This window comes from Streptomyces sp. NPDC023838, assembly GCF_040639555.1.
Classification (GTDB): domain Bacteria; phylum Actinomycetota; class Actinomycetes; order Streptomycetales; family Streptomycetaceae; genus Streptomyces.
Genome location: NZ_JBFAAD010000001.1, coordinates 359413 through 369768 on the forward strand (window position 1 = coordinate 359413; position 10356 = coordinate 369768).

The following is a 10356-nucleotide window of genomic DNA, read 5'->3' on the forward strand; positions in this document are numbered from 1 at the left end:
GCGGGTCCGGGCCCGGCACCAGGTGCTCGGCGCGGCCGTCGAGGTGGCGGGCGGCACTCTGATGCTCGCCCAACAGCAGGACACACAGCCGGTGGTGACGGAGCATCAGCTGTCCGTGGCCGACGAGAGCGAGGCGGTCGCGCTGATCCGCGCGCACGCCAAGAAGCCGTTCGATCTGGAACGCGGCCCGCTCTGCCGACTCGACGTCTTCCACGGCCCGGGCGTGGCGGCCTGGGTGCTCCTGAACACCCACCACCTCGTCCTCGACGGGGCCTCCGCAGTGCTGCTGGTCAAGGACCTGCTCGCGCAGTACACGGCGCTCACCGAGGGCCGCACCCCCGACGCGCCGCGCCCGAGCGCCCCCTACGAGGAGTTCGTGGCCGCCGAGGCCGAGGCGCTGAGCGGTGCCGGGGCCGACGATCGGCTGGCGTACTGGCGCGAGCGGCTCTCCCAGCCGCTGCCCTCGGTGGCACTGCCCGCCGACCGGCCGTACACCACCGGCTCCGGCGCGGGGGCCACCGTGACCCGGCGCCTTTCGGCCGGACTCGGCGCGCGCATCCAGGAGTTCGCCCGCGGCCGGCGCGTCTACGCGTCCGCCGCCTACCTCGCCGCGTTCAAGGTCCTGCTGCGCCAGTACACCCAGCAGGACGACGTGATCGTGGGCATGCCGGTGAGCACCCGGCCCGCGACCGGCTTCGAGCGCACGGTGGGTCACTTCGTCGACATGCTGCCGGTCCGCAGCCGCGTCAGCGGCGCGGCGCGCTTCGCCGACCTCTGCAAGGACGTCCAGCGGAACCTGGTCAACGGCCTCGCCCAGCAGTACCCGTTCACGGCCCTGGTGCGCGGGCTCGGTCTGTCCACGGGCGACGGTGGCGCGCCGGTCTTCCGGTACGCGTTCATGTACCAGGACTGGCACGAGGACGTCACCGCCGGCGCCCCCGCCTTCTCCTACGTCGAGGGCATCCACCAGGAGGGCGAGTACGAGCTCGTCCTCGAAGTCGTCGAGCCCGCCGGGCCCGGCGGCTCCTGGACCGTCAACTGGAAGTACGACACCGCCCTGTTCGACGCCGCGACGGCCGAGCAGCTGCTGCGCCAGTACGTCCACCTCCTTGAGACGATTCCGGCCGACCCCGAGCAGCTCGTCGACGCGTGCTCGCTGCTCTCGCCCGAGGAGCGCCACACCCTCACCGTCGAGTGGAACGCCACCGAGGCCAACCACCCCGAGCGGCCCGTGCACGAGCTCTTCGCCGCGCAGGCGGCCCGCACTCCGGACGCCCCCGCGGTCGTCGCCGGGCAGGACTCCCTCACGTACGCCGAGCTCGACGAGCGCTCCAGCCGTCTCGCGAGCCATCTGGCGGACCTCGGTGTCGGACCCGGCAGCCTGGTCGCGGTGTACCTGGAGCGCTCGCCCGAGCTGCTGATCGCGCTGCTGGCGACACTGAAGGCGGGCGGCGCCTACATCCCGCTCGACCCCGACTACCCGCAGGAGCGGCTCGCCCACATCCTCGGCGACGCCCGCCCCCAGGCCGTCCTCACCCACAGCGCGCTGCACGCCCGGCTGCGCGAGCTCGCCGAGGTGCCCAGCACGGTCCTGATGGACCGGCCGTGGCCCACCGGCGGCCCGGTCGGCGCCCGCGTCACCGCCGACGACCTCGCGTACGTCATCTACACCTCGGGCAGCACCGGCGACCCCAAGGGGGTGATGGTGCCGCACGGCGCCCTCACCAACTTCCTCTGCTCGATGGCCGACCGGCCGGGCCTGCGGGCCGACGACCGGCTGCTCGCGGTGACCACCCACAGCTTCGACATCGCCGCCCTGGAGCTCTACCTCCCGCTGGTCGTCGGGGCACGCGTCCACCTCTGCGACGCCGATACGGCGCGCGACCCGGGCCGGCTCAAGGCGCTGCTGGGCGCGGTGCGGCCCACGGTGATGCAGGCGACCCCGTCGACCTGGACGATGCTGTTGCACGCGGGCTGGACCAACGACGAGCGCGTCCGTGTGCTGTGCGGCGGCGAGGCGCTGCCCGAGACCCTGCGCGAGCGCCTGACCGCGCTCGACTGCGAGGTGTGGAACCTGTTCGGGCCGACCGAGACGACCATCTGGTCCACGGCCGGGCGGATCGAGGCGGGCGGCCGCATCACCATCGGCACGCCCATCGACAACACCCAGATCCACATCCTGGACGGCCTGGGCCGGCTCGCGCCCGCCGGTGTTCCCGGTGAGCTGTGCATCGCGGGCGCCGGGCTTGCCAGGGGCTATCTGAACAAGCCGGAGCTGACGGCCGAGCGCTTCCCCGAGAACCCGTTCGCGCCCGGCACCCGCATCTACCGCACCGGCGATCTGGCGCGCCGGCTGAGCGACGGCCGGATCGAGTGCCTGGGCCGCATCGACTCCCAGGTGAAGATCCGTGGCTTCCGGGTCGAGCTCGGCGAGATCGAGCACGTCCTCGCCGGTCACCCGGCCGTGCGCGAGTGCGTCGTGGTGGCCCGTACGCGTGCGGAGAGCAGGCAGCTGGTGGCGTACTACGTGCCTGCGGCGGGCCCGGTGGCGGCCGAGGAGCTGACCCGGCACCTGGCCCGGAAGGTCCCGCCGTACATGGTCCCGTCGTTCCTCCTGCCCATCGACGCGCTGCCGTGCACTCCCAACGGCAAGGTCGACCGCAAGACCCTGGAGGAGCGACCGGTGGTGCTGGCCGGGACCCGCGCGGACATACCCCGGCCCGTCGAGGCGGCTCCCGGCTCCCCGCTGCCGCACGAGGGCGATGTGCTCGGCCTGTGGCGCGAGGTGCTCGGCGTCGACGACCTCGGCCCGACGGACGCGTTCCTGGACGCGGGCGGCAGCTCGGTCCTGGCGGCCGTGCTCGCAGACCGGGCCGCCAAGCGGTACGGAGTGCCTTTCACGGCGGCCGAGACCTTCAAGTGCGTCAACGCGCGGGGGATGAGCGAGCACCTGCGGGCGAGCGGCGGCACGCAAGCCCGTGCCGAGGCGGAGAGCGTGCAGCCCGCACCGGCCCCCGCCGCCCATCTCACCGGCAGCGTCGCCGTCATCGGCATCTCCTGCCGGCTGCCCGGCGCCGAGGACCACCACGCGTTCTGGCGCAACCTGCTCGCGGGCGAGGAGAGCGTCGAGCTCTGCTCCACCGACGAGCTGCGCGAGCTGGGCGTCGACGAGAGCCTCATCGCGCACCCCGACTACGTCCCGGTGCGCGCGAGCATGCGCGGCAAGGGCCTGTTCGACGCCGACTTCTTCCAGGTCTCGCCGCGTGACGCGGAGCTGATGGACCCTCAGCTGCGGTTGCTGCTCCAGCACTCCTGGAAGGCCGTCGAGGACGCCGGACGGCTGCCCGGTGACATCACCGACAGCGCGGTCTACATGTCGACCAGCAACGCCCTCTACCAGGCACCGCTGGCGGCCGGGAACGCACGGCGCGACTCCGAGTCGCTGGTGAGCTTCCTCCAGGCCCAGCCCGGCACCATCCCTACCACTGTCTCGCACAAGCTGGGCCTGACCGGCCCGAGCCTGTACGTGCACAGCAACTGCTCGTCCTCGCTGGCCGGGCTGGCCCTCGCGGTCCAGGGAATCCAGTCCGGCCAGACCCGCCACGCGCTGGTCGGCGGCGCCGGAATGTACGCCGAGAACACCGTCGGGTACCTCTTCGAAGAGGGCATGACCCTCTCCTCCGACGGCCACTGCAAGCCGTTCGACGCCGAGGCGAGCGGGATGGTCGGCGGCGAGGGCGTCGTCGTGGTCCTGCTCAAGGACGCCGGGTCCGCCGTCCGCGACGGCGACCACATCTACGCGCTGCTGCGCGGCGCCGGGATGAACAACGACGGCGACCGCAAGGCCGGTTACTACGCGCCGAGCGTGGCCGGGCAGGCCGAGCTGGTCTCGGCGGTCCTGGACCGCGCCGGAGTCCACCCCGAGAGCATCCGCTACCTGGAGGCGCACGGCACCGGCACCCGGCTCGGCGACCCCATCGAGGTCATGGCCGTATCGGAGGCCTACCGCCGCCACACCGACCGCACCGGCTTCTGCGGCATCGGCTCGGTCAAGTCCAACCTCGGCCACCTGGACGCGGCGGCCGGGCTCGCCGGTCTCGTCAAGACGGCCCTGGTCGTCGGCAACCGGATGATCCCGCCGACCGTCAACCACCGCGTGCCCAACCCGCAGATCGACTTCGCCCTCTCGCCGTTCTACGTGGTGGACCGGCTCGTCGAGCACGCCCCCTCGGCCGAGCCGATGCGCGCGGCCGTCAGCTCGTTCGGCATCGGCGGCACCAACGTCCACGCCGTTCTGGAGGAGGCCCCCGCGCGCGGGGCCGAGGACGCCGTCCTCGCCGGTCCGCGCCTGGTGCCGCTGTCGGCGCGCGGGCCGGAGAACCTGCGCCGGTACGCGGACGACCTGGCCCGCCGGCTCGCCGAGCTGGAGGCCACGGGCCCGAGCGCCCGCCGCCTCGCCGACGTCGCCTTCACCCTCCAGGTGGGCCGCACCCAGCAGAGCGAGCGGGTGGCGTTCGTGGTGCGCGACGTGCGTGAACTCATCGACGCCCTGGGCGACTTCGCCTCGGGCGGGCAGCAGCGGGTGTACGGCGCCGACGGCTTCCTGGCACAGACCGCCCGGCAGTGGGTGGACGGCGGCGAGGCGCACTGGCCGCACACCGACGAGGCACACCCTCCGCGCCGGATCAGCCTGCCCACATACCCGTTCACCGAGGAGTACTTCTGGCTGCGCGGCGAGCAGGCCGAGGCGCCGGAATCGATCTCGACCGACGTGTCCCGCAAGGAAAGTGACGTCGCGTTGGACCTGCACTTCTTCGAGGAGCGCTGGGTGGCGACGGCAGCCACCCCTGTCCCCGACGCCCCCGCGTCCGAGGCGCAGGTCGTCCTGTGCTTCCTCGACGGGGCGGCGGACCGGGCCGCGTACGAGCGGTCCCTGCGCGAGCGCGCGAGCGGTGCCGAACCGGTCTTCGTCGGCGCCGGGACCCCGTATCCCGTGAACCGCGACGACGAGCGCAGCTGGAAGCGGGCGCTCGGGGCGGTCGCGGCCGAGTACGGGCGCGTCGACGCGATCCACTACCTCTGGCCGGCCGGACACCGCGACGGGGGTCCTGGCGAGCAGTCGTCGCTGCTGCGCGAGCTGCGCGACGTCGCGTCGTTGATCCGGGCCGTGATCGCCGCCCGCCTCGAAGTGCCGCAGCTGCTCGTGGCCGGGCACTTCCGCGACGCCGTGGAGCAGGCCACCCTCGACGCCCTGATCGGGTACGAGCGCTCGCTCGCCGAGGTGCTGCCGGGCACCGCCCTGCGCGTCGTCCTGCATGAGGGTGCGATCGACGCGTCCCACTGGGCGGCTCTGCTCTTCGCCGAGCAGCGCCAGGAGGACCCGGCGAGCGTGCTGTACCGGGCGGACGGCGTGCGCCGGACCTGCCGGGTCGAGCGCGTCGAGGCCCCGGCTCGGCCCGCCCGGAGCGTGCTGCGCGACGGCGGAACGTATCTGCTGACCGGCGCCTTCGGCGGCCTCGGCCGCCGCCTGGCCGAGTATCTGGCGCGCGAGTACCGTGCCCACCTCGTCCTGCTCGGCCGCTCGGAGATCGGCGCGGCCGACGAGGCCTGGGCCGAGGGACTACGGCGCTCCGGCAGCCGGGTCGTCTGCCGCCGGGCCGATGTGAGCGACCCGAACGCGCTGGCCGGACTGCGGGCCAGCCTGCCCGAGGAGCTGCGCGCCTTCGACGGCGTCCTGCACCTCGCGGGCGCGGCCGAGCCGGTCACCCTGGCGGCGAAGACCACCGCGTCCATCGACGCGGTGCTCGGCGCGAAGGCGCACGGCACGCTCGCCCTGGAGCGCGCCCTCGGCCTGGACACCGAACGCCCCGACTTCGTCTGCCACTTCTCCTCCACCGCCGCCGTCCTCGGCGACTTCGGCAGCGGCGACTACGCGGTGGCCAACCGCTTCCAGGCGGCCTACGCGCGCGCTCTGGGCGAGCGGCCTATGCGACACCGGACACCCCGGACGCTCGCGATCCAGTGGCCCCTGTGGGAGGAGGGCGGCATGGGCGCGTCCGCGCAGCGGACCGCCGACCCGGAGTTCATCGACGCCTACCTCCGCTCCAGCGGCCGGCGGCCGCTGGAGACGGCGACGGGGCTCGACGCGTTCGAGCGCCTGCTGGCGGCCGACCTCGTCGCGCCGATGGTGCTGCGGCCCACCGCGCAGGCGTCGGCGACCGTAGCCCGTACGGTACGACCGGCCGCGCGGCCCGAGCAGCCGGTGCCCGCCGTGCGCACCGAGGCGCCGAAGACCGGTGAACTGACGTACGCGGTACGGGACGTGGTCCAGCACGTTCTCAAGGCGGAGGCGCACCGGATCGACGACCGCAGCAACTTCGTCGACCTCGGCTTCGACTCCATCCGCCTCACCCAGCTCGCACACCAGCTCTCCGACCGCGTCGGGGTGCGCCTGCTGCCCACCGTCCTTTACGACCACCCGTCGATCGAACGGCTGGTGGAGCACTTGGCCGGAGAGGACGTCCGGATGGCGGTGCAGGCTCCGGCGGTGGCCGCCGAGCCCGTGGGGGCGGTCGTGCCTGTCGCGGCGGTCGAGCCCGTGGTGGCGGTCGAGCCCGCCGTCGGGGACGAGTCCGTCGTCGGGGACGAGCCCGTCGCGATCATCGGTATGAGCGGGATCTTCCCGGGCTGCCGCTCGGTGGCCGAGTTCTGGGACGCGCTCGCTGACGGCAAGGACATGGTCCGCGAGCTCCCGCCCGGGCGGTTCGGGGCGTCGGTCCCGGCGGAACCGGACGGCGGGCGCTACCGGTGGATGGGCAGCATCGACTGGGCGGACGAGTTCGACGCCGCCTTCTTCGAGATCGCCCCCAAGGAGGCCCGGACGATCGACCCGCGCCAGCGCCACCTCCTCCAGGAGTCCTGGAAGGCGCTGGAGGACGCGGCGCTCGGTGCCGAGGAGCTCAAGGGCAAGCGCGTCGGTGTGTTCGTCGGCGTGGAGCAGGGCGACTACCAGTTCCTGGTGAAGGAGGGCGGCAACGTCACCTCCAACCACGACGGCGTCCTGGCCGCCCGGCTCTCGTACTTCCTCGACCTCAAGGGGCCGGTCCTCGCCGTCAACACCTCCTGCTCCTCGGGCCTGGTGGCCCTGCACCAGGCCTGTCTGAGTCTGCGGCAGAAGGAGTGCGACATCGCGGTGGTGGCGGCCGCCAACTTCGTGCTCACCCCGCAGTCGCTGGACGCGATGAGCCGGGCGGGCATGCTGTCCGAGGCGGGCCGGTGCTTCACCTTCGACCAGCGCGCCGACGGCATGGTGCCCGGCGAGGCGGTCACGGCCCTGGTGCTGCGGCCACTCGCCGCCGCCGAGGCGAACGGCGACCCGGTGCACAGCGTGATCGCCGCGAGCGGCCTCAACTACGACGGCCGGACCAACGGCATCACCGCGCCCGCCGGAGAGTCCCAGCGCGAGCTGCTGTCCTCGGTCTACGAGCGCGGCGGCATCGACCCGAGGGACCTCGGCCACATCGTCACCCACGGCACCGGGACCAAGCTCGGCGACCCGGTCGAGGTCAACGCCCTGCGCGCGGCCTTCCGTACGGACGCGGGCGTCGCGGAGCGCGGGTTCTGCGCGCTGACCTCGACCAAGACCAACTTCGGCCACACCTTCGCGGCGTCCGGCCTGGTCGGTCTGATGAGCCTGTCCGAGTCGGTGCGCCGCGGCGTCATCCCGGCGAGCCTGCACTGCGAGCAGGACAACGAGTACATCGACTGGAGCGACAGCCCCTTCTACGTCAACAAGGCGACGAAGGAGTGGGCGACGCCAACGGGTGCGCCCAGGACGGGCGCGGTGAGCGCCTTCGGCATGAGCGGGACGAACGCGCACGTCGTGGTACGGGAGTACGTACCCGGCGCCGTGGCACCCCCCGCCGCGTCCGGTGCGGTGGGGCATCTGCTGCCGCTCTCCGCCAAGACCGAGGCGGCGCTCGCCCAGCTCGTGGACCGGCTGCTCGACCTGATCGCCGACGGCGAGCTGCGCGACGCCGACCTGCCCGCCCTGGCCCGCACGCTCGGCGACGGCCGCCACCACTTCCGGCACCGCTGCGCCGTCGTGGCCGACACCCTCGACGAGGCCGCCGCACTGTGGCGCGGCTGGCGCGACGGCTCGGCCGGGGCGGGGTGCTTCGCGGGGACGGTCGCGCGCGACTTCTCGGCGCGGTCGGCGGACGCCGGGCAGGTGACCGCACTCGGCGCCGACCTGGACGCCGCCGAGCGCCGCCGGGCCCTGTTCGCGCTTGCCGAGCGCTATGTGCGCGGCCACGACCTCCCGTCCCCGGACGCGGAGACGGCAGCCCGCCGCCCGGCGCGCCTGCGGCTTCCCACGTACCCGTTCGCCCGGAACCGGTACTGGGTGCGGGAGGAGGCACCGGTGGTCGCGGAGACGGCTCCGGCTCCGGCTCCGGAGCGGGCCTCTGCCCAGGTTCCGACTCCGGCACCGGGGCGAGCCGCTGTCCAGTCTCCGACTCCGGCCCCGGAGCAAGCCGCTGTCCAGTCTCCGGCGTGGCCCGCCGACCGAGTTCCGGCTGCACCCGCCGTGCAGGCTTCGGGTACGGCCGAGCCCGCCGCCCCGGCGAAGCCCGTAGTGCTGGCCGACCTGGCCGGCTTCCCGCACCGGCTCGCCGAACCGGTCGAGGCGCGGCCGCACACCGTGACGCTGGCCCCGTTGCCCGCGCCCGCGCGCCCGGTGACGCGGGAGCACGACATCCTGGAGGACCTGAAGTCGGCGGCCAACCTCGACTTCGGCGGCATGGTGGCGACCCTCAACCGGACCGGTGTGATGGTCGAGCACCTCATCCCGTACTCCTCGGAGTTCGCCGAGTACGCGGGGGAGTGCGGCGGCGAGGTCCTCGACCTCGGCTGTGCCTACGGCATCGCCAGCATCGCGGCGCTGGAGCGCGGCGCGCGCGTGGTCGCTCTCGACATGGAGAAGAAGCACCTCGACATCCTGGAACAGCGCGTCAACGACGACGCCCGCGCTCGTCTGACTCTGCGTCAGGGGGTGCTGCCGGACGTCGACTTCGAGGACGGGCGGTTCACCGCCGTGCACGCCAGCCGCGTCATGCACTTCCTCACGCCCGAGGGCGTCGGGGTCACCCTGCGCAAGATGTTCCGCTGGCTGGAGCCGGGCGGCAAGGTCTTCCTGAGCACCGACTCGCCCTACTTCGGCTACTGGGCCTCCAAGGCCGCCGACTACGAGGCACGCAGGCGGGCGGGCGACCCGTGGCCCGGCTACATCGAGGACGTGGCGGCCCACTTCGAGGCGGCCCACGTCGTCGGTGGGCCGAGCCTGATCAACGCCCTCGACCCCGAGGTCTTCCAGCGGGAGTGCGAGGCGGCCGGGTTCGTGGTCGAGCGGGCCGGGTACTTCGGCGCGGTCGGGGTGGACCGGGGCTCGTACGGGGCGCCGGGCCCCGACATGGAGCACGTCGGCATCATCGCGCGCAAGCCGGACACCACCGACGCCGCCGAGGCGGCTCCGGCCGCCGTCGCGTCGCGCGACGAGAGTGCCCGCGTCGGCGACATCGCCTACCGGGTGCGCGGCACCGGCACCACGGCCCTGGTCCTCATCCACGGCCTGGGCTGCGACATGACGTACTGGGAGGAGCAGGCCCAGTACTTCGCCGACCGCTACACCGTCGTCACGCTCGACCTCGCGGGCCACGGCGGCTCCGGCCGCGACCGGCGACACTGGACCGTCGAGGCGTACGCGCGGGACGTGGCCGACGTCGTCGCCCGGGTCGGCGCCGAGCACGTGGTCCTGGTCGGCCACTCGCTCGGCGGGCCGGTCATGCTGGCGGCCGAGCCGCTCCTCGGGGGCCGGGTGCGGGGCATGGTCGGCGTGGACACGCTCCACTCCTTCGACCCGCAGCCGCTCAGCGCCAAGCAGCTGGACCGGTTCGTGCAGAGCTTCGTCGACGCGCCCGTACGGGCCGAGGAACTCTTCCTGGACACACGGCGGGCGGACCTCGTCGCCCTGGTGGAGCGCACGCGCGCGCACGTCGGCGAGGCGATCGTCTCGGAGTCCTTCCGCGAGATGCTGACGTATCTCCAGCGGCTGCCCAAGCGGTTCGGGGCGCCCGTGACCCTGGTCAACTCGACGTCGTGGATGCCCACGGACACGGCTTCGGCCGCGAAGTACGGCGTGGACGTCGAGTTCGTGGACGGCGTCGGGCACTTCGTGATGCTGGAGGCGCCCGAGGTGCTGAACGCCTCTCTCGAACGTCTGGTCAAGGGGTTCGTCGGCGGCCGTGGAGCGAGCGGGGCCACTGAGCGATGAACCGGGAAACAGGTACTAAGATCCCC

1 protein-coding gene (only partly in view) is annotated in these 10356 nt (G+C 73.3%); it reads left to right on the forward strand.

The features are described 5' to 3' along the window. Positions 1–10330: the final stretch of an amino acid adenylation domain-containing protein gene (locus AB0G17_RS01510; protein WP_361374306.1), read on the forward strand. 11552 nt of this gene lie to the left of the window's left edge; only the last 10330 of its 21882 coding nucleotides appear in the window; its start codon lies beyond the left edge, outside the window; the stop codon is at positions 10328–10330. The last annotated feature ends 26 nt before the right edge of the window (positions 10331–10356 follow it).